Source organism: Streptomyces zingiberis (genome assembly GCF_012034935.1).
In the GTDB taxonomy this organism is placed as follows: domain Bacteria; phylum Actinomycetota; class Actinomycetes; order Streptomycetales; family Streptomycetaceae; genus Streptomyces; species Streptomyces zingiberis.
Genome location: NZ_JAATEN010000008.1, coordinates 38,900 through 65,718 on the forward strand (window position 1 = coordinate 38,900; position 26,819 = coordinate 65,718).

Genomic DNA, 26,819 nt, shown 5'->3' on the forward strand with positions numbered 1-26,819 from the left:
TGTAGGGGATGGCCGCTCCTCCGGAGAGGCCCGGAGAGGCCCGGAGAGGCCCGGAGAGGCCCGGAGAGGCCCGGAGAGGCTCGGAGAGGTCCGGGGAGGTCCGGCATCCCGGCGGAGCCGGTCGGGGTGACGGCGGACGGGACGGCGGGCGGCGCCGCGAACGGCCGCCGGCCCGCCGGAGCACGGGCGGAAGGCCGTGCTCCGGCGGGCCGGCCGGGGGCAGGCGCCGCCGGGCGCTCAGTCGCGGGGGAGCAGCGGGCCCAGCGGGCCGAGGTCGAGGTTGAGATCCTCCGGGGTCAGGTCGTAGCGGTCGCGGAGCTCCTCCATCCGCTCGGCGAGCAGCATCAGCGTGAGGCCGATCCGCTCCTCCTGGTCGTCCGTGAGGTCCCCCTGGTCGACCCGGCGCAGCGCCTGCCGCTCCATGAGCTGGCGCAGCAGTTCGACGACCGTCAGCACCAGGCGCATCAGGTCCCGTTCGACGGTGTCCTTGTCGATCTCCACGCGGTTTCCGGTCCGCGGCACGGGGCGGCTCACGGTCACTCCTCTCCCGGCTCCCACGGAGACGGTACGTCGGTGTTCACCGAGCTGATCAGGGCGTGCAGGTCGATCCTGACCAGGTCCACATCGGCGATGCGCAGGGTCAGGTCCCCGGCGAGCACCACCCCGCCGGCGAGCAGCCGGTCGAGGAGGTCCACCAGGGCCACCTGCCGGTGCGCCAGCGGTTCGGGCTCGGTACTCATGCCCGCTCCCCGGCGGAGGCGCCCGCGGCGGGGGCCGCGCCCGCGCTACCGGAACCGGTCCCGCCGCCTTCCTCCGCGCCGGTGGCGAACGCGGTGAAGGAGTACGGCGCCCAGGGGCCCGTCAGCTCCACCCGCAACCCCGCGGTGTCACGCGCGAGTTCGCCCACCCGGGCGGCGAACGGCCCGGCCTGGTCGCGGGGGACCAGATAGGCCGCGTTGAGGACGTTCTCCCCGGCGGCGCCCGACAGGCGGGCGTTCTGCGGCTGGTGCAGCCGGGTGTGCTCGGCGAGCGTGACGAGTTCGTCGTGGACCCGGCGCGCCCAGGTGTCCGCCCGCCGGGAGGAGTCCTCCCGGGAGCGGCGGTGTGCCTGGCGCTGCCGCAGGTAGTCCCGGCCCGAGGCGGGGCGGGACGGCGCGGGGCCGCCGGTGCCGGTACCGCCGGCCTCGGCCCCACCACCACCGCTGCCGCCGGCCGGGTCCGGCTCGGTGAAGATCTTGACGCCCCACTCGTCCCGGCCCTCGAGTATCCCGAAGGCGCGTTCGAAACGCTGTGCGTCGCCGTCGAGCATCCGGCGGACGCCCTCCTCGTCCCGGCAGAGTGTGGCCAGCCGCAGCGGCAGCGCGACGCCCAGCGCCGCGACCGCGTCCACCACCTGCTGGTGGCCGCGCGCGGCCCGCTCCAGCCAGTCGAGGTTCTCCAGATTGGCCCGGAGCGGCTCCTCGTCCCACTCCTCGGCCGGAACCGGGCTCACCACCGCGGTGACCCCGCCCCCGTCGACCGTGCCGACGGGGGCGCCGGACACACCCCGGAGCTCCCCGGGCAGGGGCGGGCCGCCGGGGCGGACCACCGCGTAGACATACCGCAGCGTCGTCACCCGTTCTTCTCCTTCTGCTCGTTCTCCCTCTCGGGTTCCCGTTCGTTTTCCCGCCCGGGGTCGTCCCCGGAGTCCCTGGAGGCGCCGGAGGCCTCGGGCAGGCCGGCCGCCTCCCCGCCCGCCGGGACCGCCTGCCGCTGCTCCTCCAGCGCGGCTATGCGCTCCCGCAGGCGCTCGTTCTCCTCGGCCAGCTCACGGCGTTTGGCACCGGAGGAGAGCGCCGGATCGTGCTCCCACCAGTCGATGCCCATCTCCTTCGCCTTGTCGACGGAGGCGACGATCAGCCGCAGCTTGATGGTGAGGAGCTCGATGTCCAGCAGATTGATCCGGATGTCACCGGCGATCACGACACCCTTGTCGAGCACCCGTTCAAGGATGTCCGCGAGGTTCGCGCTGTTGCCGGACTGTCCGTAGGGTCCGGGCAGTGGGCTCGTCACGCTCGGGTTCCTTTCCTGGTCGTGCGGGTGGGGTGGCGTGCCGCGATGTCCGTGCGGCGGGCGGGCCGGCGGCGGGGGAGGGGCCCCGGGTCAGCGGCGGGTGCCGGCCGGCTCGTCCTCGTCCTCGTGTTCGTCCTCGAGGTCGTCCTCGTGCTCGACGGGCTCCTCGTCGTGCTCGGCGGCCGGTTCGTCGAGCTCGTGGGGCTCGTCGGGCTCCTCGTGCTCGTCGAAGTATTCGTCGGCGTCCTCGGCCTCGTCGGCGTCCTCGTCGAGGTAGGCCTCGTCCTCCGGCTCCTCCTCGTCGGCGGGCTCGTCCTCGTGGAACTCCTCGGCGTCCTCCAGGTCGTCGTCGTACTCGGCGTCCTCCGGGGGGAGTTCGTCCTCGTACGCCGCTTCTTCCTCGTGTTCGCCGTCGGATTCCCCGTGGGGCGCCGCTGCCTCGTCGTGGCCGTCCCCGGGACCCTCGCCGGGGTGTTCCGCGGCCGCGCCGTCCCGCCGCTCGGCCTGTTCCTCCTCGGCCTCCACGACCTCGTCGTGGCTGCGGACGACCTCGCCGTCGCGGATCTCACCGCGCCAGGCGCCGGTGGCCTCCCCGCGCATCATCACGAAGCGGCGGAAGTTCTTCAGGTCCAGCCGCGCCCGGCGGCCCTGGGCCCGCCAGATGTTGCCGGTCTTCTCGAACAGGCCCTTGGGGTAGTACTCGACGACCATGAGGATGCGGGTGAGGTTGTGGTCCAGGGAGTGGAAGGTCACCACACCCTTGACCGTGCCCTTGGCGCCCTCGGAGGTCCAGGCGATCCGCTCGTCGGGGATCTGCTCGGTGACGCTCGCCTTCCAGCTCCGGCTGGACCAGAAGATCTTCGCCCGCCAGTTGGTCGTGGTGTCGTCGGCGGACTCCACGCCCTGTACGCCCTTGGCGAAGGTGGAGAACTCCTGGTACTGGGTCCACTGGTTGTACGCCTCGCGCAGCGGCACGCCGACATCGACGTCCTCGCTGATGGTGACGAACTTGCCCTTGCCACCACCGCCCTTGCGCTTGCCGCCCATGCCCAGCGCCTCCTTGGCCTTGTCCTTGACGGAGGAGGCGCCCATCTCGACGGCGGAACGCAGCGGGCCCTTGCCCTCGGCGAACTTCTTCCCGCCCTCCGTGGCCAGTTTCAGCAGGCCCGAACCGCCGCCGGAGTCACGGCCCTCGGCGATGTCGGTGAGGCGGTTCGTGGCCGTGCCGAGTTTCTGCCCGGCCGAGACCAGCAGCCGCTGCGCCTGGGCCGCGGCGAACGCGGACGCCTCCTGCTTCAGCCGGTCCACGGCCGGGTTGCCGGCCAGGTTCTCCTTGAGGGAGGACGCCGGGCCTCTGCTCTCAGCCACGGTCCTCGCCTCCCGTCCGGCGCCGGGCGGCGGTCTTCTTCGCCGCCGAACCGGCCGTCCGGCCCCGGGAATCCGCGGACGCGGCCGTCTTCTTCACCGGGCGCCCGGAGCGGCCGGACCCGGCCGTCTTCTTGGTGGCGCCGGAGGCGGATCCCCGGGACTTCGCGGACTCCCTGGACCCCCCGGCCTCCTTGGATGACGCCCCCGCGCCGGAGGACCGTTTCTGCGCGGTCTTGCGGGGCGCGGGCTTCTCCTCGTCGCCGCGGTCCTGCTCGCGCTCGCCGCGCTCGTCACGCCCGTCGTCGTCTCGCTCGTCGTGGTCCGCGGTTCCGTCCCGCCCGCCCCGGGAGGGGGCCCCCGGAACGGCGCCGCTCAGGCCACCGAGCTTGTCCTTGACCCCGAGGGTGGAGTCGTGCAGCCGGTCGGAGAGGGCGTCGAGCCGCCGGGAGACCAGCGCGGTCGCCGCCGCCTTGCCCACGCCCTGCAGGTCGCCGCGCAGCTGGTCGCGTACCTCGGCCAGCTGCGGGTTGTTCTTGAGCTGCTCGGTGAGCAGCCCGCCCAGTTGCTGAGGGGTGAGTTTCAGCCGTTTGCCGAGCACCATGCCGCCGACCCCGAGGGCGAGTTTCGCCTTCTTGGTACGGCCCAGCAGGTAACCCGCGCCCACGGCCAGCGTGAGGGCCAGCCGGTTGTCCATGGTCGTTCTCCCTGTCATCGGGGCGGCGGGGTCCACCCACCGCCTTGCGCCGGAGCCCGGCGCTGCTGCGCCGCTTCGAGCCGGTCCAGCAGCTCGTCCTCGCGGCGGTCGAACTCGGCCTCGTCGATCAGGCCCTGGTCCAGCTGTTCCGCCAGCTCGCTCAGCTCCCGCTGGATGGCCGAGGGGTCGTAGTACTGGCGCTCCGCCTCGGCCACCACCTGCCGCAACACCCACCCGGTGCCCCGGGCGGGTGCCAGCGGCAGCAGCAGGATCTCGCCCAGCAGTCCCATCAGGAGACGTGCTCCGGCGCGGGTCGCACGAAGCTGTACGGCGGGAGCGGGCCGGTCACCTGCAGGTCCACGTGCGGGTGGGCCCGGCGGAGCTCCTCGACGGACTCCACGAACGGCGCGGCGGTGTCCCGCCCCATCAGGAACGAGAGGTTGAGCAGCCAGCCCGCCGACTCCGGGCCGGGCGCCTGCCGGTCGGCGGCGGACCCCAGCGCGTCCCGCAGGATCTTGGCGTCCTGTTCCTCGCGGGCCCGTACCGCGCCGGCGACCATCTCGCCGAGACGCAGCTTGTCCTGGTGCGAGCCGCCGCCCGCCGCCCGGTTGGCCTCGTTCAGCGCCCGGATCTCGTCGTTCTCGGAGACCACCAGACGCAGCACGTCGTCCTCGCGGTGGGCCGCCTTGACGTTGTACTCGACCCGGCCGTCCAGCTCGCCGAGCTGGCTCCGGTAGTGCTCGGCGTGGTCCGTCAGCACGGCGAGGACCGCGTCGTCGTCGGCGGAGAGGCTGCCGAACCGCAGCGGCAGCACGGCGCCGTCGGCCCCGGCCTCGGCCAGGACGTGCTGGTGGGCCAGGAGGTCACGGCGCTTGGGGCGGAGCTGCTCGGGACAGTCGCTGACGACCGCGGCCAGACCGCCCGCGCGCAGCGCCCGCACGGGGTTCGGCGGGTCGCCGACACCGGCGAGACCGTCGGGGAGCTCCCGCTCGGCGTCGATGATGCCGTAGACGTAGGTGCTCACTCGCTCTCCTCCTTCCGGCGCGTGCTGGTGCGGCGGCTGGTGGACTTGCGGGCCGGCTCGGCCTCCCGCTCCTCACCGCCCGCCCGGTCCTGGCCCTGCTTGAACGCCTCGCTGAGGGTCTCGGCGGCACCGGAGAGGGCCCCCTTGGACTTGCCCTTCGCCCCCGACTCGGTCATCTTGCCGACGAGGTCCGGCAGGCCCGGGTCCTTCCGCGGGCCGGATTCGAGGTCGAGGCGGTTGCAGGCCTCGGCGAAGCGGAGATACGTGTCGACGCTGGCGACGACCACGCGGACATCGATCTTGAGGATCTCGATGCCGACGAGGGAGACCCGGACGAACGCGTCGATCACCAGCCCTCGGTCGAGTATGAGTTCCAGAACGTCGTAGAGGCCGCTGCTGCCGCCTCCGGAGCCGCCCTGTTGCTGTGCCGGTACCACGGTCATGCGGGGATGCACTTCCTTTCTGGTGTTCGACGGTTCTCCGGTTGCCGTTCCGCCGGGTTCCCCCGGTTTCCCGGGGTGCTCGGACGCCCCCGGGGCAAGAACGGCCCGGTGCCGGATCGTCCGACGGGTCAGCGGCGGTCCGACCGGCCCCGTTCGTAGCGCCGGGCGCGCCGGTACCCCGTGAGCTGACCGTCCCGGTCGGTGGTGACTTCGTACGAAGCCATCAGGCTCATCGTGTCGGGCACCCGCGGGAGTTCGAGGACTTCGATCTCGATGACCCAGCCCTCGTCCGTGCGCTCGAAACGGGTGACGGTCTCCGCCCGCAGGCCGGTCAGCTCGGCGAGCTGAGCACCCGCGGTGCGCAGGACCTCCAGCGCCGCCGGGCTGCCGCCGCGGCCGTTCGCCGCGCTCTTGTCGCTGTTCTCGGATTTGTCTGCCATGGCTCTCCTCGGCACGCGCCTACCTCGTCCGGCCTAACGCAAACGCAATGTGCGGGAGCGGTGCGAATGCGGAACCGGCCGGTGGTCCGGCGGAATGGCCGGGGAAATCCCGGGCAGGAGAGCGGGTTAATGACTTGCCGTGGAAGTCACCGGGACGAGTGAGCGGCGCGGGGAGCGGGCCCCGTACCGCTCACGATGCGTCATCGCGGCACGGTGGTACGGAGGATGGCGGGGCGGCCGGGCCACCGCGCGCGGCCGGGCAGTACGGTGGCTGTCATGAACGAATCAGCCGAACCAGCGGAATCAGCCGGACCGGCGGACGGCCCCGGGCGGGCGGCCGGCGGCAACGGGACCGACAAGGCTGCCAATGAGGCCGACGAGGTCGGCGAGGCCGGCGAGATCTACGTCGGGCTCGGCGCGGCCGAGGCGGAGGAACGCGCGCGGGAACGCGGCTGGGCCACCGTGCGGACGCTGCCGACCGACGCCGTCATCACCATGGAGTTCCGGGAAGGGCGCATCAACTTCGCGGTGGCGGACGGCGAGGTGGTCCGCTGCTGGACGGGGTGAGCCGCCGCTCCCCGGCCCCGGGAGTCGCCGTGCGGACGCGGGCCCGGGCGAGCGGCGCGACGCCACGCGGAGCGCACCGGTGACACGGTGAGGGCCCGCACCCCGGACCGGGTGCGGGCCCTCACCCCACCAGGGGCGTGCCGCGCGGAGGTCTGTGCGTGCCGTCCGGGCCGGGCTCAGCCGGCCGTGTGCCCGTACCGCCCGCCGGGACCGACGGGCGCGGTGCGCGGCGCGCGGTCGGCGCCCGGCTGCGGTCTGCGGCTGCCGGTCGGCCCGGCCGGGGAGCGCTCGGACCGGCCGGGGTGGGGGTGCGTCCGCGGCGCCGGATAGGTCCGCGGCGGCGCGCCCCCGTAGCCCGTACCGCCCGGCCGGGAACCGGTTGCGGCCGCCACCGGCTCACGGGGCGGGACGGGCCCGGCCGGCTCACGCGCCGCCGGTGCCGTGGCCGTCCCGTCGGGGACCGCGGTGCTCGGGAGCCGTTCGGGCACCGCGGGAAGCGGGGGGATGGGGAAGGGCAGCGGTGCCGGCCGGCGGCCCGCCTTCAGCCGGTCCCGGGTGTCCAGCAGCCAGTCGTTCGCGGCGGCGATCAGCGGCTCGCACCACGGCAGCGCCAGTAGCACCACCAGTCCGGCGATCCACCCCAGGAGGACATCGCTCACCCAGTGGGTGCCCAGGTAGACGGTGGTCGCGCCGACCCCGAGCGCGAAGCCGGCGGCGACCAGCGACAGCACCCGCCGGGCCCGCGGCGTCGTCGCCAGATAGGCCAGAATCCCCCAGGTCACCACCGCGTTGGCGGTGTGACCGGAGGGAAATATGTCACCGCCGGCGAACATCTCGTCCGCCCCGACGGTGGTGGCGTAGTGCGGGCCGAGCCGCCCGAGCCCGTATTTCACCGAGCCCACGGTGCTGTTGAGCAGCAGCAGCGCCGCGCCCAGTACCAGCAGCGGGCGCAAGGTGCGCTGCCGCCAGGAGCGCCAGCCCAGCCAGGCGGCGACCAGCACCGCCGTCGGGCCGCGCTGCCCGAGCACGACGAAGTAGTCGAGCGCGGCGTGCAGCTCCGGCCACTGCTTGTACGGGCGGAAGAGCATGACCTGCCAGTCCAGGTGGACCAGACGGTCGCTCACGAGCACGGCCAGCACGATCGCGGCGTAACAGGCGACGGCCGAGGCGAGGAGCACCTTGCGTGTTCGGCTCATCCGCGGGACATCGCGGTTGCTCGCTCTCTCAGGCTCCTGTTCGAGCCGGGCGAGGATTCGGTCGGTACGCACGGAACGGACGTTACAGGGGGTGAACGGCCGACCCCCACATACGTGCGGGTTCGTGATGACGATGTGATGTGGACTTGCTCTCATCGAGAAGTTTATTCGCGGTGTTCCCTCAAATGCCGCGAGGGCTCGGTGGAATTCCCTGGAAGGCGTTAATCGGGCTCACTTTTCGAGGGCGCGAAGCGTTCATCCCGAAGTCGCCCGCCATTTCCCCGCCCGGCCCTCATGTTCCCCGGGCGGAACTCCGTGAACCCCACGCTGACCTGGGTTTCCGCCGTCGGCCGGGTCGCCGGCGGGGCGGCCCGCCCACCCGTCCGCCCGCCCCCGCGGGGAGGGCCCGGCTCTTCCCGCGGGGGCTCCGGAATCGGTCTTCCGGCGGGGGCGGGGCGACGGTGACCCCCGGGGCCCGCCGGAAGCCGCCCGGCCCGCGGCATGTCGCGTTGACAGCGGACGGCGGAAGTGAGCCCGGACACAGGCCGCCTCTCCGCGCTCGCGTACCCTGTCGTCTTCACTCACTTCTCGACGCCACGCCGGGCGCGGGCAGGAGCCGCCCGTTCCGGAGCCCGCCGAGAGCGAGCGCAACACTCGGAGGTGCGCACATGTCCGGAACGGCCAAGGCCCGCGGACCACGGGCGGCGGACGTTCCCCGGCAACCACCGCCCCCCGCCGGCGGCCCCAGCCGCTGGGCGGTCCTGGTCGTCCTCTGCGTCAGCCTGCTGCTGGTCGCGCTGGACGCCACCGTCCTCCACGTCGCCGTCCCCGCCGTCACCGAGGATCTCCGGCCCGGGGCGGTGGAACTCCTCTGGATCGTCGACGCCTATCCGCTCGTCGCCGCCTCGCTGCTGATCCTCTTCGGCACCCTCGGTGACCGGGTCGGCCGCCGCCGCGTCCTCCTCCTCGGCTACGGGATCTTCGGCGTGGCCTCCCTCGTCGCCGCCACCGCGGACAGTCCCTACATGCTCATCGCGGGGCGGGCCCTGCTCGGCGTCGGCGGCGCGATGATCATGCCCGCCACGCTCTCCATCCTCCGCCAGGTCTTCCCCGACCGCCGGGAACGGGCGCTGGCCATCGGCATCTGGAGCGCGGTCGCGGCCGTCGGCGCGGCCGTGGGCCCGCTGCTCGGCGGGGCGCTGCTGGAGCACTTCTGGTGGGGCTCGGTCTTCCTGATCAACCTCCCGCTGATGGCCGTCTGTCTCCCCGTCGGCCGCTGGCTCCTCCCGGAGTCCACCGGGGACGGGGAAGGCCCCTGGGACGTGCTCGGCGCGCTCATGGCCGCCTTCGGCCTCGCGGGCACCGTCCTCGGCGTCAAGCGGGCCGGGAGCGGGGAACCCGTCCTCGACCTGTTCACGACGGGCCCGCTGCTCGTGGGGCTGGTGCTGCTGGTGCTCTTCGCCCGCCGGCAGCGGCGCCGCGAACACCCGCTGGTCGACCTGCGGATGTTCGCCCGCCCGGCCTTCGGCACCTCTGTGGGCTGCATCGTGCTGGCGATGCTGGCCCTGGTCGGCCTCCAGCTCATCGCCACCCAGTACCTCCAGCTCGTCCTCGGTTTCTCCCCGCTGGAGACCGGGCTCCGGATGGTGCCGCTGACCTGCGCGGCCATGGCCGCCGGTCTGCTCGGCTCGCGGATGCTCCAGCGGTTCGGCCCGCGCGCCATGGTCGCCGCAGGATTCGCGCTGACCGCCGTGGCCGTCGTCTCGCTGACCGCCATGGGCCAGCAGGACCGGCCCGCGCTCCTCCTCACCGGCTTCGTCCTGCTCGGTTTCGGCCTGGAGACCACGCTCTTCGGCGCGTACGAGTCGATGCTCAGCGACGCGCCCGCCGAGCAGGCCGGTGGCGCCGCCGCGATCGGCGAGACCTCCTACCAACTCGGCGCCGGCATCGGCATCGCCCTGCTCGGCACGGTGATGAACGCGGTCTACGCACCGGCGGTCGCCGGGACGCCCGGGGTCCCGGCCGGCGCCTCGCGCGCCGCCGCCCACTCCCTGGGCGAGGCCCAGGAGGTGGCGCGCGGACTCGACGGGCCGGCCGCGGCCGCGCTGCGCACCGCCGCCCGGGAGGCGTTCGTCCGCGGCCTCCACGTCACGCTGGCGGTCAGCGCGCTCCTGCTGCTGCTGGGCGCCCTGGCCGCGCTGCGGCTGCCGCGCCGCATGGACGGCGACCGTCCCTGCGGGCCGGCCGACCCGGCCGGGGCGGGGGAGCCGGCCGGGGCGGACGGGCCGCGGGGAGCGGCGACGCCGGAGCGGCGCGACCCCGGCCCGCACACCGCCGGGCCGTACCCGGCCGCCACCCTCCCCGCCCGCCGGCCGGGAGGCGCGGGGGGCCGGGAGGCCGCCGGTGAACCGCCACACCGGGACCGGGAGAAGTCCGGGGACGCCGGGGGTGCCAGCGCCGCGGGGGACGCCGGGAACACCTTCAGGAAGACGGGGAAGGACGGCCGAAGGGACGGCGGAAGGGACGGTGAGCGGGACACCGCGGCCGTGACCGCCCACCGCTGATCCCGGCCCGCCCCGCCCCCAGGGGTACGCGGGGCGGGGCTGGACAGGCCCGAACGCCCCGCCGTAGCGTCTGATCATCGGGCGGGCGAGCCCTGAGCGACCGTGAGCGGCCCGGCCCGGAGCCGCACCCGATTGGAGGCCCCCAGAGATGCCCGCAGCCGCAGCGCCGCCGTTCGATCCGCTCGATCCGCTGGGTCTCGACGATCTGCTGGACGCCGAGGAGCGGGCGGTGCGCGACACCGTCCGCCGCTGGGCCGCGGAGCGGGTGCAGCCGGAGATCGCCGGCTGGTACGAGCGCGGCGAGCTGCCCGTCATCCGCGAACTCACCCGGGAACTGGGCGCGCTCGGCGCCCTGGGCATGCCGCTCCGGGGCTACGGCTGCGCCGGCGCGAGCGCCGTGCAGTACGGCCTCACCTGCCTCGAACTGGAGGCCGCCGACTCCGGCATCCGCTCCCTGGTCTCCGTCCAGGGCTCGCTCGCGATGTACGCCGTCCACCGCTACGGCTCCGAGGAGCAGAAGGAGCGGTGGCTGCCGCCGATGGCCGCCGGTGAGGTGATCGGCTGCTTCGCGCTCACCGAGCCCGACCACGGCTCGGACCCCGGGTCGATGCGGACCCGCGCCCGGCGGGAGCCGGGTGGTGACTGGGTGCTCGACGGCCGCAAGACCTGGATCACCAACGGTTCGGTGGCCGGGGTCGCCGTCGTGTGGGCCCGGACCGACGAGGGGGTCCGGGGTTTCCTCGTGCCCGCCGGGACACCGGGCTTCTCCGCCCCGGAGATCCGCCACAAGTGGTCCCTGCGTGCCTCCGTCACCAGTGAACTCGTCCTGGACGGCGTGCGGTTGCCGGCCGGCGCCGTGCTGCCGGGGGCCACCGGGCTGGGTGCCCCGCTCGGCTGCCTCACCCACGCGCGGTACGGCATCGTGTGGGGCTCGATGGGCGCCGCCCGCTCCTGCTTCGAGTCCGCCCTCGGCTACGCCCGGGAACGCGAGCAGTTCGGACGGCCCATCGGCGGCTTCCAGCTCACCCAGGCCAAGCTGGCCGACATGGCGCTGGAACTCCACAAGGGACTGCTGCTCGCCCACCATCTGGGGCGGCGGATGGACGCGGGGACGCTCCGCCCGGAGCAGGTCAGCTTCGGCAAGCTCAACAACGTCCGGGAGGCGATCGCCGTCTGCCGCACGGCGCGGACGATCCTCGGCGCCAACGGGATCTCACTGGAGTACCCGGTGATGCGGCACGCCACCAACCTGGAGTCGGTGCTCACCTACGAGGGCACCGTGGAGATGCACCAGCTCGTCCTGGGCAAGGCGCTCACCGGGATCGACGCGTTCCGGTGAGCGCCCGGCCTCAGCTCTGGTTGAAGAAGCCGCCCGCCACCCGGCCACCGGGTTCGCCCGTGACGACGCGGTAGTCGGGCGGCGTGAGGAGGAAGACCCGGGTGGCGACCCGCTCGATGCCGCCGCGCAGACCGAAGACCAGCCCGGCGGCGAAATCGACCACCCGCTTGGCGTCGGACGGCTCCATGGTCGTAAGGTTCACGATCACCGGCACGCCCTCCCGGAAGAGTTCGCCGATGGCGCGCGCGTCACGGAAGCCCGCGGGTGTGACCGTGGCGATCCGGCGCCCCTGATCCTGCGCGGCCTCGTCGGCCACCTGGATCCGCGGGTCGGTCGCCCAGACCTCCGCGTCCTGCGGGTCCTCGGCGTAGTCGTCGTCGTAGTAGCGCTCGTCGCTGTCGTCGACGAGGCCGAGCCATGCGCTGGCCCTGCGCACCGATCCCATGGACGCCTCCTCTCTACCCGCGGTCGCTGCCGTCCGCCCTCCTATGGTCGTCCATGATGCGGATGATGCGCCAAACGGATAGCCCCCGCACGCGCTTTTCGTGACGGTACTGGTGCAGAAGGCCAAAAGGGACATCAGTTCGGTTTGCCGGGTGGGGTGGTGACGGGGCCTCGGATCGCCGGTCAGGACGGGTGGAACCGGGGTGTTCCGGGCGGCCCCGGAGGGCGGCGGAGGTACCCGGGGCGGGGTGGGTGGCGCCGGAGGCGCGCGGAAATCAGATGTCCTCCCGGCGTGTCGCGGGCGCCCCTCCTCCTTCCGGCAACTCCGGCGCAACGTCGTGCCAGGTGCGCGGGCCGAGGCCGCGTGCGCCGCCGAACGCCCCCGGGCCCCCTCCCGGCAGGTGGGGGCTCCCGCCGGGATCTTGGCCTCTGCGGCGGGTGCGCCCGTTGTGACCGTTGTGACCGGGGCGGCCGAAGCGGAAGTGAAGGCCGGTGGAACGGGCCACCTGCCGCGATGCAACTCGGTGGTCGATTTTCGGACACGGTGTTCCGCCCGTGATGCACCAGTCGGTGATCCCGGCGGGCCGGCCACGGAGGGCGGCCCGCCGCCGCTCTCCGGCGTGCGGCCGGCGGACCGGTGCGGGGTCGCCGGCGACGGGGCCGGAGGCGGCGGAGGCGGGCCGGGAGCCCCTCTCAGCAGCGACGATCATGTCTGGCGGGGAGGCGGGGGCCGGAGGGGAACCCTCCGCCGCCGGGACGCGTCCCAGTGGTGCCCGGAATCCGGGGCGCCGCGCGTGGCCGCGAGTCCCCGGGGCAGTCCGCTCTGCCCTCATGACCGGCCGAAAAGGGCCCTTGTGAACTCGTGTTCCACCCCCGAATACTCCTCGCAGTGCTTGTCAGGGGCACGACGTATCCGGAATCCGGAGTGTTCCCTGACTGCGCCTCACGGTCCGCCCACCCCAAGCGGATCTATCGATTCTTCTCTGGAGGAAGCAGTGAGGATCAAGCGCACGGCCCCCCACGGCGCGGTGGCGAGACGCACCCGGCTGATCGCCATCGCCTCCGGCCTGGCGGCGGCCGCCGCATTCACCGTGCCGGCCACCGCCAGCGCGGAACCCACCGTCACCTACAGCGCCAACCAGCTCGCCGAGGCGAGCGACGCGGTGCTGGACGCCGATGTGGCGGGCACCGCCTGGCATGTCGACAAGGCGACCAACACTGTCGTCGTGACGGTGGACAGCACCGTCTCGAAGGCCGAGATCGCGAAGATCAAGAAGGAGGCCGGCACCGAGGCCGGCGCCCTCAAGATCGAGCGCACCCCCGGCGTCATGCAGAAGTACGTCCAGGGCGGCGACGCCATCTACGCGAGCGGCTGGCGCTGTTCCGCCGGGTTCAACGTGCGCTCCGGCAGCACCGACTACATGCTCACCGCCGGCCACTGCACCGACGGTGCGGGCACTTGGTGGTCCAACTCCGGCCGGACCACGGTCATTGGCCCGACGGTCGGCTCCAGCTTCCCCAACAACGACTACGGCCTGGTCCGTTACGACGGCTCGGTCAGCCGCCCGGGTACCGCCGGCGGTGTCGACATCACCGGCGCGGCCAACGCGACCGTGGGCATGTCCGTCACCCGGCACGGCTCCACCACGGGCACCCACAGCGGAAGCGTCACCGGCCTCAACGCCACGGTGAACTACGGTGGCGGCGACATCGTCTACGGCATGATCCGGACCAACGTCTGCGCCGAGCCCGGCGACTCCGGCGGCTCGCTGCGCTCCGGCAGCCTGGCGATCGGCCTGACCTCCGGCGGCAGCGGCAACTGCTCCTCCGGCGGCACGACCTTCTTCCAGCCGGTGGTCGAGGCCCTCAACGCCTACGGTGTGAGCATCTACTGACAGCAGGGGCCGGCGCGCGTCCCGCCGGCTGACGGAGCCCCCGCCCGAGTCGACCGGGCGGGGGCTCCCGCGTTTCCCGCGGCCTCGCCCACCGGGGTCTTGGCCTGCCGTTCGTGTCGCTCGGGGCGCCCGTCCCGCTCCGGTCCGCCGGGGCGGGACGGGCGTGTGTGCGCCCGGCCGGGGGCGCTGTCTCCCGGGGGGCTCCGGGGCTCCCCGGTGACTCCCGGTGGACGGGGCCGGGGCGGCGGCCGGCGGGTCCGGGCGGCCGGCGCGGACCCCGAACGGCGGGCGCCGGTGAGACCGCGGCGGGCGCCGCCGGTGGGGCGGCGGCCCCTTCCTGCTCCCCGCCCCGGACGCTCCGGACCACGGCGGCGGTGGCCGCGGGGAAGGGCGCCGTCCCGGTGCCGCCCTCCCTGGTCGCGTGCGGGTGCTTCCCCCGCCGGGGGTGAGGAAGGGCTGCCCGGCCCGAGTGGCCCGAGTGGCCCGACGGGCACGGCGTGGACGGTGACCCCGGCGGAGGAAGCCGCCCGGAGAGGCGCGCGGGCCGGCGTGGGAGGGTACCCGGAACGGCCCCCGGAGACGGGCGTCGGGGGCCGGGTGGTGGGGCCGGAAGGGCGCCGGGCGGCGAGGCCGGGTGGTGGGACGGGAGAGCGCCCGGCGGGGGACCGTCCGTGCGGCCGGGGCCGGGTACGGGGCCCGGCCGTCCGCTGGCCGGCCACAGCCCTGCGCATAGCGGTGATCCGGCGATGATTTCCGGCCAGGCCGGTCGGCGTTCCGCCGTGGCCGGTGCGCGCGAATCGCGGCGCTGCCGTCCGTTCACCGGAAGGCCGCGTACGGAAATCGGTAGGCGTCCGATGGTCGGATGTGGATGTTCGGAAACCGGCTGGTGCGGGCGGAGTGAGGGTTGTCCGCCTTTTCTGTGCCGGAGATGCGGAGGATCTTGTGAACGCCGTGTGCCCGTCGGAATACTCGTCGCTCGTTGGCATGGACGCGACTTACCTCCGCGCCCATGACCTCGGCGTACGACCGACGTATCTCCTCGGGTCCCCGCTCACCCGGCGGGCCCGCCCCCCACTGGAGGCTCACGCGTGAAGCATCGACGCATACCGCGCCACCGTATCGCCGTCGCCGGAGCCGCCGCCGCGGCCCTCGCCGCCGGCGCGCTCACCCTGAACAGCGCCAACGCGGCGCCCGCCCCCACCCCCTCCACCCTCTCGGTGGCCTCGGCCGACAAGCTGGCCGATAACCTCCTCTCCGAACTCGGGAAGGAAGCCGCCGGTTCCTACTACGACGCCGACGCCAAGCGGCTCGTCGTCAACGTCCTGAACGAGAAGGCCGCCACCGACGTCCGCGAGCAGGGCGCGGTGGCCAGAGTCGTCGAGCACTCCCTCGCCGACCTGAAGGCGGCGCGCTCCACCCTGGAGGCCGACGCCACCATCCCGGGCACCTCCTGGTCGGTCGACCCGAAGAGCAACAAGGTCGTCGTCACCGCCGACAGCACGGTCAAGGGCGCCAAGCTGGAGAAGCTCAACAAGGTCGTCGACGGGCTGGACGGCCGCGCGACCGTCGAGCGGGTCGCCGGCGAGTTCACGACCTTCGCCTCCGGAGGCCAGGCCATCTACAGCGGCGGCGCGCGCTGCTCGCTCGGGTTCAACGTGGTCAAGGGCGGCGAGCCGTACTTCATCACGGCCGGCCACTGCGGCAGCACGGGCAGCACCTGGTCCACGTCCTCGGGCGGCTCCGCCATCGGCACCATGGAGGAGTCCAGCTTCCCGGGCAACGACTACGCGCTGGTGAAGTACACCTCCGGCGGCAGCCAGCCGAGCGAGGTGGACCTCTACAACGGCAGCTCCCAGACGATCACCCAGGCCGGCAACGCCACCGTCGGCCAGGAGGTGCAGCGCAGCGGCAGCACCACCCAGGTGCACGGCGGCGAGGTCACCGGCCTCAACGAGACCGTCAACTACCAGGAGGGGTCGGTCTCGGGTCTGATCAAGACCACGGTCTGCGCCGAGCCCGGTGACAGTGGCGGCTCGCTCTTCGCGGGTTCCACGGCGCTCGGTCTGACCTCCGGCGGCAGCGGCAACTGCTCCTCCGGCGGCACGACCTTCTTCCAGCCGGTTCCCGAGGCGCTCTCCGCCTTCGGTGCCTCCATCGGCTGACCCGGCCGGCGCCGGCCCAGACCGGCTGACGGAAACGGTCCCGCGCCCCGCCGCGTGACCCTCCGCCTCCTCACCCCCCACGGCGGGCCGACGGCCCCCGGACACCACAGGTGTCCGGGGGCCGTCGGTGTTCTTCCGCGCCCGCCGTCCCCCTGCGTTCCTCTGTGCCCCTCCGTCCCTGTCCGTCTCCCTGTCCGTCCCGCCGCCCGTCCCGCCGTCCGCGGGACGGGCGGCGGGGCCGGGGAGGGTGTGACGGCGCGGCCCTCCGGCGGGCCCGGCCGCCCGGGGCCGGAGCGGGGCCCGAGCGGTCCGGACGGAATCGAACAACCGCCACCGTGACGAAGGTCATCACCCCTCTCCCCGCCGGAGCCCGGGGGAGGGGTCCGCACTCAACTCCGGTGACGGGTCCGGATGGTGGCCGGGTGGCCCTTTTCCGGCCAGCCGATTCGAACGGCTGCGGCCCGGAGCGCTGCCTGTTCCACCGCGCTGAACTGGCACGACGGGGTTAGAGTAATCGAACGCACGTACGAGGCGAGGGGTGGGGGCTGGCTGAAAAGGGGCGGAGTGAAGGAAGCGTGGCATGGCCGGTACGGCGGGATACACCCATCTGCATGTCGCGTCCGGCTACTCCGCCCGCTACGGCGCCTCCCACCCCGAGCATCTCGTCCGGCGCGCCGCCGAACGCGGCCTGCCGGCCCTCGCGCTCACCGACCGGGACACCGTGACCGGCGCCGTACGGTTCGCGGAAGCCTGTGCGGCCGCCGGGGTACGGCCCCTCTTCGGCGTCGACCTAGCGGTGGAGCCGTCGGCCCCGCCGGCCCCGGCGGGCCGCCCCGGGCCCCGGCCCGCGCCGCGCCGCCGCACCCCGGTGCGCGGCGGCGCCCATGTCGCCGAGGCGCCGCTGCGGTTCGTCCTGCTCGCCCGGGACCGGGCCGGATGGGCGCGGCTGTGCCGCATCACCTCGGCCGCCCACTCGGGCACGGCGGCCGGTTCCGGGGCCGCCACCCCACCGGTGGTTCCCTGGGAGGCGCTGCGCGCCCACGGCGGCGAAGGGCTGATCGCGCTGCTCGGCCCCGTCTCCGAGCCGGCGCGGGCCCTCTCGGCGGGCCGGGAGGACGCCGCGGCGGCGCTGCTCGCGCCCTGGCGCGAGGTCTTCGGGGACGGCCTGCGGCTGGAGACCGTCCTCCACGGCCGGTCCGGCACGGGGCCGGGGTCGCTGCGGCTGGCCGCCCGCACCCTCGCGCTGGCCGACCGCACCGGGACCACCGCCGTGCTCACCAACGCCGTCCGCTACGCCGACCCGGAGCAGCACCGGCTCGCCGACGTCCTGGACGCCGCGCGGCTGCTGCGCCCCGTCGACCCGCGCCGGCTGGACGGCGGGCAGCGCTGGCTCAAGGACGGCCGGGCGATGGCGGAGGCCGCGCGGCGGATCGCCGAGTGCGCGGGCGCGGACGACCGGCGGGCCCGGCGGCTGCTGGCGGACACCGCCGCCACGGCCGCCGTGTGCGCCGTCGACCCCGCGGCCGATCTCGGCCTGGGCACCCCGCACTTTCCCGAGCCGGAGATCCTCGGCGCCGGGAGCGGAGCGGGCGCCGCCGCGCGCCTGCTGCGCCGGCGGTCCGAGGACGGGCTGGCCGGACGCGGCCTGGACCGCGACCGGGCCGCCCGCGCACGGCTGGACGAGGAGCTCGCCGTGATCTCCCGGCTGGGCTACGACAGTTACTTCCTCGCCGTCGGCCAGGTCGTCGCCGACATCCGGGAGCGGGGCATCCGGGTCGCGGCCCGCGGTTCGGGCGCGGGGTCGATGGTCTGCCACGCGCTGGGCATCGCCACGGCCAACCCCCTGGAGCACCGGCTGCTGTTCGAGCGTTTCCTCAGCGCCCGGCGGTCCTCGCTGCCGGACATCGACATCGACGTGGAGTCCGCCCGCAGGCTGGAGTGCTACGACGCGATCTTCGAACGGTTCGGCGCGGAGCGGGTGGCCGTCACCGCGATGCCGGAGACCTACCGGGCGCGCCGGGCGCTGCGCGACACCGGCCTCGCCCTGGGTATCCCGCCGGCCGAGGTCGACCGGATCGCCAAGAGCTTCCCGCACCTGCCGGCCTCCGACATCACCGGCGCGCTCGCCGAACTGCCCGAGCTGCGGCGGCTGTCCGCCGAGGCGGAGCGCTACGGGCCGCTGTGGGAACTGGCCGAGGGGCTGGACTCGCTGGTCCACGGCATGGCCATGCACCCCTGCGGGGTGATCGTGAGCGACGCGACGCTGCTGGACCGGCTGCCGGTGCAGCCCACGCCGCAGGACCGCTACCCGATGGTGATGGCGGCCAAGGAGGAGGTCGAGGCGCTGGGCAACATCAAGCTGGACGTCCTGGGCGTGCGGATGCAGTCCGCGATGGCCCACGCCGTCGATGAACTCGAACGGGCGACCGGCGAGCGGATCGACCTGGACGACCCGCGCCAGGTGCCGCTCGACGACACCTTCGCCTTCAAGCTCATCCAGGAGAGCCGGACGATCGGGCTGTTCCAGCTCGAATCGCCGGGCCAGCAGGACCTCCTTTCCCGGCTTCAGCCCCGCGATCCGCAGGACGTCATCGCCGACATCAGCCTCTTCCGGCCCGGCCCGGTCGCCGGCGGCATGCCCGAGCGGTACATCGCCGCGCGGCACGGCGGCTCACCGGGGTACGCCCATCCGGACCTGGAGCCGGTCCTCGCCGACACCTACGGCGTGACCATCTGGCACGAACAGGTCATCGAGACCCTGACGGTGCTGACCGGCTGCGACCGGGCGCTGGGCGAGGTGGCCCGGCGGGCGCTCGGGGACCCCGGCCGCCTGCCCGCCCTGCGGGACTGGTTCCACCGCCGGGCCGCGGCCCGCGGCTACACCCCGGAGGTCCGGGAGACGGTGTGGCGGACCGTCGAGTCCTTCGGCGCCTACGGTTTCTGCCGCGCGCACGCCGTCGCCTTCGCCGTGCCGGCGTTGCAGAGCGCCTGGCTGAAGGCGCACCACCCGGCCTTCCTCCTGGCCGGTCTGCTCGAACACGACCCGGGGATGTGGCCCAAGCGCGTCCTGGTCGCCGACGCCCGCCGGCACGGCGTTCCCGTGCTGCCCGTGGACGTCAACCGCTCCGGGGCGCACCATCGTGTGGAGCGGGAGGAGGGGACGGAGGGGGCCGGGGAGGGGCGGTGGGGGGTCCGGCTCGCTCTGTCGGAGGTGCGGGGCATCGGCGCGGACGAATGCGAGCGCATCGCGGCCGGCCGGCCGTACGGCTCACTGTCGGACTTCTGGCAGCGGGCCCGCCCCAGCCGGCCGGTGGCCGAGCGCCTCGCGGGGATCGGGGCCCTGGACTCCCTGCACGACGGCCGCCTCACCCGCCGGGACCTGCTGCTGCAGATCGCCGAACTCCACCGGGCCTCCCGGGCCCGTTCCGCGGGCGGCGGCCAGCTCCCCCTCGCGGCGGGCCCGGCCGGCGGCGCGGAGCCGAGCGGCCTGCCGGAGATGACGGGACGGGAGGCGCTGGGCGCGGAGCTGAACACGCTCGGCATCGACGTCTCCCGCCACCTGATGGATCATCACCACCGGCTGCTGCGGGAGCTCGGCGCCACCGACGCGGCCCGGCTGGCCGGGGTGGACGCGGGGCGGCAGGTGCTGGTCGCCGGGGTGCGGTCGGCGACCCAGACCCCGCCGATCGCCAGCGGCAAGCGGATCGTCTTCGTCACCCTGGAGGACGGCTCCGGCCTGGTCGACCTGGCGTTCTTCGAGGACTCCCACCCCGCCTGCGCGTACACCGTCTTCCACAGCGGGCTGCTGCTGGTCCGCGGCACCGTACAGGTGCGCGGCACCCGGCGGACCGTCGTCGGCACCATGGCCTGGGACCTGGACGAGATCGCCGCCGCCCGCCGCGACCAGGGGCCCGAGGCCGCGCTCGCCCTCCTCGGCGCCGACCGGCCGCACCCGACCCCCGCCCAGCCCCGGCGCACCCTGGCCGACGGCACCGCGGGCGCCCGGCTGCACCCCTACGCCGATCTGCAGCCCGCCGGCAGCCGCTCGGCCGATGTGCGCCGGCTCGGTCACACCAGCCCCGGCTCGGCGGGCTGAGCCGGGGCCGGTGCGGCCGCCGGACCCGGCCGCCCCTGTGCCGGGGGCGGCCGTGGCGCGCGATCCCGGGCGGGCGGCGTGCTCCGGCGGGCCGTGGCGGCGCCCGGGCCCGGCGCGGCGGTGACGGCCGGGGCGGGCCGCCCCGGCGGTCTTCGTGTCTACTTCGACGCGACCTCCCCCACCGCCCCCTCCCCGGTGGTCAGCGCCTCGCACGCGGCCTACCAGGCGGGGTCGCCGGGCCGGAACCGGGTGCGCAGATAGGCCGAGGTGAGGCGCCCGAGGGCGGCGACCCGCCCGGGGTTCTCGTCGGTGGTCTCCCCGGCGTCGTACCCGGAGATGCCGCCGAGCAGGTGCCCGGCGCCGAACAGGGTGAGCAGGGTCTTGGGCGCGGGGGCCAGCCGGTAGGGATCGGCGTGCCAGCCGGGGCCGGCGTCGGTGAAGTGCCGGGAGTCGTCCTGGTCGCCGGCGACGACCAGCGTGGGTGTGGTCATCGTGGAGAAGTCGGTGCCGTGGAGGTACGGGACGTTCCCGGCCGCCGGCCCGTTGAGGGCGTCGCCGCCGCTGCCCGGCGCGGCCAGCAGCACCCCCGCCGTGATCCGGGGCTCGAACAGGTTCACCTCCTCCCCGGTGGCGGGGTCGGTGGTCCGGGCGCCCAGCAGGAGGCTCGCGGTGTGACCGCCGAAGGAGTGCCCGGCGACCGCGACGCTGCCGTGGTCGACGCGCCCGGCGAGCCGCGGCACGGTCTCCTCGATCACGTCGAGCCGGTCGAGGATGTGGCGCATGTCCCCGGCCTGCGACCCCCAGAAGAAGGGGGCTCCCGGGGCGCCGGCGAGCTGCCGGCTCAAGGTCCGGGAGCTGAGGTGGGTGGGCTGGACGACGACGAGCCCCGCCGCCGCCCAGAGGTGGGCGAGGGGCGCGTACCCGTTGAGGGAGGAGAGGTTGTTGGAGCCGCCCTGCCCGTGGGAGAGCAGGACGACGGGCAGGTTCGTCCCGCCGGCGGGCGCGGAGACGCGGATCCGGAGGTCCACGGGCCGCCCGGGGGCGGGCAGCACCATCGGGCCGTACGACAGGACGGGGGCGGACGAGCCGGGGACGGCGGTGTCGCCGGATCCACTCATGGTGCGCGGTTCCCTTCTGGGGCCGGCCGCGGGCGGGTGGCCGGACGGGTCCGGCTCCGGCCGGAGCCGAAGCGGAGCGTCGTTCCAGTTATATTCGGAGCGTCGTTCCGTTTTGTCAAGCGCCCTGGGGTGGTGGCTGCGGGCCCCGTTGGCGGGGGCCTGTTGTTTTCGCACAAATATTCGAACAAGGGGTACCGTGAGAGCGAGGCATCGCAGGACCGGCACGAGGCGGCAAGGAAGCGCACGACCCCATGACACCCCCGTACGTCCCCCGCCCGCGGACGGCCGTCCCGCCGCCCGGTGCTCACGCCCGGCGCGCTCCGGGGCGTCCGGCGGACCCCGGGGGCGCGGGGTGAGCGCCCGGCCGGACGGGCCCGGCGGCGGGAACGGGAGCGGCCGGGGCGGCCGGTCCATCGCCCATCTGCGGCTGCATCCCGTACCGGACGAGGACCGGTACGCCGAGGTGGTGGAGCTGATGCACGGCATCACCCCTCATGTGCGCGCGATGCCGCCCGACGCCGTCCAGCTCGATCTGACCTCGGCGCTCCGTTACTTCGGCCTCGGCCCCTACGACCTCGTCCAGCTCGCCAAGCTCCGGCTGCTGGCCCTCCACGGCATCGACGCCGCCGCCGGGCTCGGCGGCAACCGGATGCTGGCCACCGTGGCGGCCGGCGCCTCCCCGCCGGGCGCCACCACACAGGTGCCCGACGGGCGGGCCGCCGACTGGCTGCGGCCCTGGCCGGTCTCCGTCCTGCCCGGCGCCGGCCGCGGTACGGCCGAGCTGCTCGGCCGCTACGGGGTGCGCACTGTCGGCCAGGTCGCCGACCTTCCCGCGGCCACCCTCCAGCGGCTGCTCGGCGCCGGGCCGGCCCGGCTGCTCGCCGAATGCGCCCGCGGCCACGACCCGCGCCCGGTCCGGTCCCGGGAGGCCGTCGCGTCGCTCTCCGAGGACCTCGTCCTCGACCGGGACTGCCTCGACCCCGTCCGGCACCACCGGGCCGTCCTCACCCTGACCGACCGGATCGGCCGGCGGCTGCGCGCGGAACAGCAGGTCACCGGCCGGCTCACCCTCACCGTGCGGTACGCCGACCGCGGCTCCACCACGCGGACGCGCGCGCTGCCGGAGCCCACCGGCCATTCGCCCGCGCTCGCCACGGCGGCGCTGGGGCTGCTGGCCGCCCTCGGTCTGCAGCGGGCGAGGGTCAGGGCCTTCGCGGTCCGCGCCGACGCCCTGCTGCCGGCCGCCGGCGCCTCCCGCCAGCTCTCCCTGGACCCCGGTGACGACCGCGCCCGGGCCGCCGAGGCCGCGGCCGACCGCGCCCGCCGGCGCTTCGGGCCGGAGGCCGTACGCCCGGCGACCCTGGCCGACTGAGGACCGCCGGCCGTCTCTCCCGCGGCCGGGGCGTGCGGACGCAGTCCGGGTGCGCCCGGGGGGCAGGAACGCCGGAGCCGGCCCCGCGGCGGGAGGGGGCACCTCCCGGGCGGGACCGGCTCCGGAGCGGGCCGGGCGGGGGCGGTTCAGCAGTCGCCCGAGACCTGCAGGCCCTTGCCCGCGCCCGCCGTCGAGGCGACGACGTTCGGCACGCAGCTCGCCGAGTCGAGCGTGTAGGCGTAGGGGATGGAGACCGTCGTGTTCGACTGCGGGTTCGGCCCGGCCGGGTTGGTGTCGCCGCTGCGGGCGGACCACTGCACGTTGTCGAAGATGTTGCCGCTGACCTGCCAGTACCCGGCCTCGCTGGTGTAGAAGGTGCCGAGGACGTTCTTGGAATCCTTGAAGTAGTTGTTGTCCACCTTGGCGCGGGCCCCGGCGCGCGAGTTGATGCCCGATTCGTTGAGCTTCACATAGTGGTTGTTGTAGATGTGGGCGATGCCGCCGCGCAGCAGGGGCGCCCGTGAGTCGATGTTCTGGTACAGGTTGTGGTGGTACGTGATGTAGCCGTTCGAGCGGTCGCTCTCGCTGGAGCCGACGAGGCCACCCCGGCCGGAGTTGCGCAGGATGCTGTAGGAGAGCGTCACGTACTGGGTGTTGTCCTTCAGGTCGAAGAGGCCGTCGAAGCCCTCCGACTCCCCGCCGGACGCCTCCAGGGTGGTGTGGTCCACCCAGACGTTCCGGACGTCCTTCTCCATCCCGATGGCGTCCCCGCCGTTGGAGGTGGGCGAGCCGGACTTCTTGACGTTCCGCACGGTCACGTTCTGGATGATGATGTTGCGGGAGTCGCGGATGTGGATGCCCAGCTGGTCGAAGACGGCCCCGCCGCCGACCCCGACGATGGTGACGTTGCTGATCTGCTTCAGCTCGATGACGCCGGCGGCGGTGTTGCAGCTGCTGCCGGAGACCTTGGACGTGTTGCCGTGGTTGATCGTCCCCTCGACCTGGATGGTGATGGGGGTGCTGCTGCTCGCCCGGTTGCACAGGGCCGTGTGGATCGCGGTGCCCGTGGTCGCCCGGACGGTCTGCCCGCCCGCCCCGCCGGTGGTGCCACCGTTCTGCGTGGCGTAACCGGTGACGCCGCCGGTCGCGGCCGAAGCCTCGGGGGCCGGCAGTGCCGCGCTGGTCGCGGCGGCCACTGCAAGCGCTGTCATGGCGAGCATCGCCCGGAGCCGTGTCACGCGTGATCGATTCATTCTTGCCCAGCCCTTTCGTTGTGGCGCGGTGGCGCACAGGCCGGCCGCACGCCGTGGTCGTCCCCGCGGGCCGCCGGAGGCCGGACCACCGGAGAGAGGTCGCCGTACGGGCCGGCTTGGGTGTTTTCTCCCTCGTCGGAGCCCGGTCCGGCGGTCCTCCGGCGTCCGGGGCCCGCGGCCGCCGGACCCGGCCGGTGTGGTCCGGGGTGGGGGCGGGGCGGTGTTCCGGGGGTGCGGGGGTCTCCGCGTGGATCGGCGGCAGCTCTCCCGTGGTGCCGCGCGTGGGGGGAAAGCGCTTTCTGTCGAGGACGATAGGGCGGCGTCCGTGAAGCGGCAAGACTCCGTACCGTAGTGGAAGCCTCCCCTCCGCTTCTGGTGCGTGGGGGCCGGTGGTCCTGGCGCCGCGAGCCCGGCGGCGCGCGGGGCGGGGCGGCGCGGCCGCCCGGAGGCGGAGGCGGGCGCCCGGGAGGCGAGCGGGGCGGGCCGGGGTGTGCGGCGGTGGCCGGAAAGGCTGGTGGGGCGCGGGGCGGGCCGGGTTCGCGCGCCCCGCGCCCCGCCCCGCTCATGGCTGTCCCCCGGACCGGACCGGCCCCCTCCTGGTGCAGCAGGAGGGGGCCGGCCGGTCCGGGGGTTCCCCCCGGGGAAGGACCGGATGCCGGCTGGGGGACCGGCATCCGGCCCGGGCGCGGTGGTGGCTCAGCCGCGTCGGCGGGCCGCCCGGCGGCGGGCGCTGGTCAGCATGAACGCGGCGCCGAGCGCGGCGGCGGCCGCGCCGCCCACGGCGAGCGGGGTGGTGGCGCTGTCCCCGCCCGTCTGCGCCAGCTCCTCCGTGCCGGCGCGCTCGCCGGCCGGCGCGGAGCCGCCGGCGCCGGCGGCCCGCGGAGCGTTGCCCTCGTCGGCGGCCGGGGCCTTCTCGTCCGTGCCGTCCGCCTCCGCCGGAGCGGCCTTGGCGACCGGCTTCTCCGCCTGCCGCTCACCGTCGCCGTGGCCCTCGCCGTGTGCGTCACCGCCGTTGCCGCCGTGGCTGACGGTGGACCGGCCGGCGGCGGCCTCGATCCGCTTGTCGTCCGGGGCCTCCGCCGCGGGGCCGCCGGACGAGGCCGCGCCGCCGAAGGTGACGTCCGAGCAGGTGTAGAAGGCCTCGGGGCTGTCCGAGCGCTGCCAGACGCTGTAGATCAGGTGGCGGCCCGAACGCGCCGGCACGGTGCCCTCGAACACGTACTCGCCATTGCTCAGCGTCGGGTCGGTGACCTTGGCGAAGGGCTGTGCCTCCAGGTCGTTCCAGGTCAGCGGGGAGGAGGGGTCGTAGCCCGGCTTGGTCATGTACAGCTCGAACGAGCCCTTGTGCGGCGCGGTCGCCTTGTAGCGGAAGGTGTGCGAGCCGGCGGACATCGGGCTGGCCGGCCAGTCGGCGCGCGCCAGGTCGAGTCCCTTGTACTTGTCGCGGCCGGCGCTGCACAGCTTGCCGTCCGGGATGATCTCCTTGTGCCGCCCGGCCGCGTCCGCGATGTTGACCTCGTTCCAGTCGTAGAACGCCTGGGTGCCGCTGGCCGCGACGGCCGCCTTGCAGGCCGCCGACTGCGGGCTCTCCGGGTTCTCGGCGAAGCAGGCGGCCACCCGGCTGACCGGGTCGGACATCGAGCCGTGCGCGGAGGCGGGGGCGGCCGCCAGCACGGTGAGCGCCAGCGGTGCGGCGGCGCCGGCGAGAACGGTCGCGGTCGTGCGGCGTGCGGTCATCGTGGGGGCTCCTCACAGAGGTGACTCGGGGGTGCGTCGCAGGGCCGGACCCGCGGCCCGGAGCGGCTCCGAAGGGGCGCCGCCGGCCGCCGGAATCCGTCCCGGCGCTCCGCACGCTAGCCCCGCCGGCGGGCGGAAAACCCTGTCCGGGCGGGCCGGAGGCGATCCTTATGCCGCCGTTAAGGAACGGCTGAGCGGTGGTTAAGGGCCGGCACCGCACCGGTCGCGTCGGCCGGCGTCGCCTCCGCCTGTAGCCCACCGGGGCACGGCGCGCTACGCCGGCTCCATGAAGACCATCAGTCAGCGTGAGTTCCGGAACAACTCCGCCGCTGTCATGGACGCGGTGGAAGCCGGTGAGACCTACCACATCACCCGCAACGGCACCGAAGTTGCCGAACTCCGCCCCATCCGGCGCAAACGTTCCCTCACCGCTGAGGAGTTGGTGGAGCGCCACCGCCGGCTGCCTCCGGTGGACCATGAGGCCATGCGCCGGGAGGCCGATGAGTTCTTCGGTTCCGAGGACCGTGTCGGCGACGACCCGCAGGGGCTCCGGCGGTGATCGCCTCCCATCCTTCCGGCGTGCTGGATACCTGTGTCTACATCGGCCTCCACGGGATCACCCCTGCCGCCCTGCCCACGGTCCCCCTGCTCACCGCCGTCACCATGGCCGAACTCCAGCAGGGAGTCATGCTGGCGAAGGATCCGGCTGTCAGGGCCGCACGTATGGAGAGGCTGGGGGCCGCCGTGGCCGACTTCGATCCGCTGCCCTTCGACGGCGACGCGGCCACGCGGTACGGCACCCTGGTCTCCCTGACGCTCGCGGCCGAACGGAATCCGCGCCCCCGGAGGCTGGATCTCATGATCGCCGCCACCGCCTCGGTGCGCGGTCTGCCGTTGTTCACGCGCAATCCGGATGACTTCGAGGGGCTGGAGAGTGCCGTGACCGTCGTTCCGGTCTGACGGCCACGGCCACGGCCACGGCCACGGGGCCGGCCGCAGCCACAGCCACAGGCCCGCGGCTCCTGCCTGCCGCGGGCCCCTCGCGTCGCGGTGGC

At 74.5% G+C, this 26,819-nt stretch carries 23 protein-coding genes and 1 pseudogene; 9 read left to right on the plus strand and 15 right to left on the minus strand.

Going from position 1 to position 26,819, the window contains the following annotated elements; genetic code table 11:
• Positions 1-237: 237 nt before the first annotated feature.
• The 10 genes from HCK00_RS12535 to HCK00_RS12580 all read right to left on the minus strand — a co-directional run bounded on the left by HCK00_RS12535 (position 238) and on the right by HCK00_RS12580 (position 6,021).
• A complete protein-coding gene (locus HCK00_RS12535) occupies positions 238-534 on the minus strand; it encodes a gas vesicle protein K (protein ID WP_311765288.1) in 297 nt (98 codons plus the stop codon).
• Positions 535-536: 2 nt separating this feature from the next.
• Complete coding sequence (locus HCK00_RS12540; protein ID WP_168101944.1) at positions 537-740, minus strand: gas vesicle protein; 204 nt, start codon at positions 738-740, stop codon at positions 537-539.
• Positions 737-1,615 (minus strand): GvpL/GvpF family gas vesicle protein, encoded by an 879-nt coding sequence (locus HCK00_RS12545; protein ID WP_168101945.1) that lies wholly within the window; start codon positions 1,613-1,615, stop codon positions 737-739. The genes HCK00_RS12540 and HCK00_RS12545 overlap by 4 nt, the downstream gene beginning before the upstream one ends.
• Positions 1,612-2,052, minus strand: a complete 441-nt coding sequence (locus HCK00_RS12550; protein ID WP_311765289.1) for a gas vesicle protein — start codon at positions 2,050-2,052, stop codon at positions 1,612-1,614. The genes HCK00_RS12545 and HCK00_RS12550 overlap by 4 nt, the downstream gene beginning before the upstream one ends.
• A gap of 90 nt (positions 2,053-2,142) precedes the next feature.
• Entirely contained in the window at positions 2,143-3,420 is a 1,278-nt protein-coding gene (locus tag HCK00_RS12555; protein WP_168101946.1) for an SRPBCC family protein, read from the minus strand.
• Entirely contained in the window at positions 3,413-4,114 is a 702-nt protein-coding gene (locus HCK00_RS12560) for a DNA primase (RefSeq protein WP_168101947.1), read from the minus strand. Before HCK00_RS12560 ends, HCK00_RS12555 begins: the two co-directional genes overlap by 8 nt.
• Before the next feature lie 14 nt (positions 4,115-4,128).
• Positions 4,129-4,404, minus strand: coding sequence for a gas vesicle protein GvpG (locus HCK00_RS12565; RefSeq protein WP_168101948.1), 276 nt, complete (start codon positions 4,402-4,404; stop codon positions 4,129-4,131).
• Complete coding sequence (locus tag HCK00_RS12570) at positions 4,404-5,138, minus strand: GvpL/GvpF family gas vesicle protein (RefSeq protein ID WP_168101949.1); 735 nt, start codon at positions 5,136-5,138, stop codon at positions 4,404-4,406. The genes HCK00_RS12565 and HCK00_RS12570 overlap by 1 nt, the downstream gene beginning before the upstream one ends.
• A complete protein-coding gene (locus HCK00_RS12575) occupies positions 5,135-5,581 on the minus strand; it encodes a gas vesicle structural protein GvpA (protein WP_168101950.1) in 447 nt (148 codons plus the stop codon). Before HCK00_RS12575 ends, HCK00_RS12570 begins: the two co-directional genes overlap by 4 nt.
• A 128-nt stretch (positions 5,582-5,709) precedes the next feature.
• The gene (locus HCK00_RS12580) at positions 5,710-6,021 is read right to left on the minus strand and encodes a gas vesicle protein GvpO (protein WP_168101951.1); all 312 of its coding nucleotides are present in this window, start codon (positions 6,019-6,021) and stop codon (positions 5,710-5,712) included.
• A 276-nt stretch (positions 6,022-6,297) separates the two neighbouring features.
• Here HCK00_RS12580 and HCK00_RS28715 point away from each other — a divergent pair, with 276 nt between their 5' ends.
• Entirely contained in the window at positions 6,298-6,588 is a 291-nt protein-coding gene (locus HCK00_RS28715; protein ID WP_375781954.1) for a hypothetical protein, read from the plus strand.
• Between the two features lie 176 nt (positions 6,589-6,764).
• Here HCK00_RS28715 and HCK00_RS12590 read toward each other — a convergent pair whose 3' ends face one another.
• Positions 6,765-7,856 (minus strand): phosphatase PAP2 family protein, encoded by a 1,092-nt coding sequence (locus tag HCK00_RS12590; protein WP_168101952.1) that lies wholly within the window; start codon positions 7,854-7,856, stop codon positions 6,765-6,767.
• Between the two features lie 596 nt (positions 7,857-8,452).
• Here HCK00_RS12590 and HCK00_RS12595 point away from each other — a divergent pair.
• Both HCK00_RS12595 and HCK00_RS12600 read left to right on the plus strand, forming a co-directional pair.
• A complete protein-coding gene (locus tag HCK00_RS12595; RefSeq protein WP_240965539.1) occupies positions 8,453-10,348 on the plus strand; it encodes an MFS transporter in 1,896 nt (631 codons plus the stop codon).
• Between the two features lie 148 nt (positions 10,349-10,496).
• The gene (locus tag HCK00_RS12600) at positions 10,497-11,687 is read left to right on the plus strand and encodes an acyl-CoA dehydrogenase family protein (protein ID WP_168101953.1); all 1,191 of its coding nucleotides are present in this window, start codon (positions 10,497-10,499) and stop codon (positions 11,685-11,687) included.
• Positions 11,688-11,697: 10 nt separating this feature from the next.
• Here the strand turns inward: HCK00_RS12600 and HCK00_RS12605 are convergent, their stop codons facing one another.
• Positions 11,698-12,132 carry a cell division protein SepF gene (locus HCK00_RS12605; protein WP_168101954.1) on the minus strand — a complete coding sequence of 145 codons (435 nt, stop codon included), beginning with the start codon at positions 12,130-12,132 and terminating at the stop codon, positions 11,698-11,700.
• A 994-nt stretch (positions 12,133-13,126) separates the two neighbouring features.
• On the opposite strand from HCK00_RS12605, the gene HCK00_RS12610 reads away from it, so the two are divergent.
• From HCK00_RS12610 to HCK00_RS12620, 3 genes are all read left to right on the plus strand, one after another.
• Positions 13,127-14,026, plus strand: a complete 900-nt coding sequence (locus HCK00_RS12610; protein WP_168101955.1) for a S1 family peptidase — start codon at positions 13,127-13,129, stop codon at positions 14,024-14,026.
• 1,088 nt (positions 14,027-15,114) lie between these two features.
• A complete protein-coding gene (locus HCK00_RS12615; RefSeq protein WP_168101956.1) occupies positions 15,115-16,188 on the plus strand; it encodes a S1 family peptidase in 1,074 nt (357 codons plus the stop codon).
• A gap of 580 nt (positions 16,189-16,768) precedes the next feature.
• Positions 16,769-20,284 carry a DNA polymerase III subunit alpha gene (locus HCK00_RS12620; RefSeq protein ID WP_168101957.1) on the plus strand — a complete coding sequence of 1,172 codons (3,516 nt, stop codon included), beginning with the start codon at positions 16,769-16,771 and terminating at the stop codon, positions 20,282-20,284.
• 218 nt (positions 20,285-20,502) lie between these two features.
• Here the strand turns inward: HCK00_RS12620 and HCK00_RS12625 are convergent, their stop codons facing one another.
• Positions 20,503-21,402, minus strand: a complete 900-nt coding sequence (locus HCK00_RS12625) for an alpha/beta hydrolase family protein (protein ID WP_168101958.1) — start codon at positions 21,400-21,402, stop codon at positions 20,503-20,505.
• A gap of 352 nt (positions 21,403-21,754) precedes the next feature.
• Between HCK00_RS12625 and HCK00_RS12630 the strand changes: the two genes are divergently transcribed.
• Positions 21,755-22,774 carry a DNA polymerase Y family protein gene (locus tag HCK00_RS12630; protein ID WP_311765290.1) on the plus strand — a complete coding sequence of 340 codons (1,020 nt, stop codon included), beginning with the start codon at positions 21,755-21,757 and terminating at the stop codon, positions 22,772-22,774.
• Between the two features lie 149 nt (positions 22,775-22,923).
• On the opposite strand, the pseudogene HCK00_RS12635 reads toward HCK00_RS12630, so the two are convergent.
• Positions 22,924-24,027: pseudogene (locus HCK00_RS12635) on the minus strand (pectate lyase family protein); the annotation flags it as partial.
• A 696-nt stretch (positions 24,028-24,723) separates the two neighbouring features.
• A complete protein-coding gene (locus HCK00_RS12640; RefSeq protein WP_168101960.1) occupies positions 24,724-25,764 on the minus strand; it encodes a lytic polysaccharide monooxygenase auxiliary activity family 9 protein in 1,041 nt (346 codons plus the stop codon).
• A gap of 286 nt (positions 25,765-26,050) precedes the next feature.
• Between HCK00_RS12640 and HCK00_RS12645 the strand changes: the two genes are divergently transcribed.
• Positions 26,051-26,323 carry a type II toxin-antitoxin system Phd/YefM family antitoxin gene (locus HCK00_RS12645; RefSeq protein ID WP_168101961.1) on the plus strand — a complete coding sequence of 91 codons (273 nt, stop codon included), beginning with the start codon at positions 26,051-26,053 and terminating at the stop codon, positions 26,321-26,323.
• Positions 26,324-26,343: 20 nt separating this feature from the next.
• Positions 26,344-26,724, plus strand: coding sequence for a type II toxin-antitoxin system VapC family toxin (locus tag HCK00_RS12650; RefSeq protein ID WP_311765291.1), 381 nt, complete (start codon positions 26,344-26,346; stop codon positions 26,722-26,724).
• Positions 26,725-26,819: the final 95 nt, after the last annotated feature.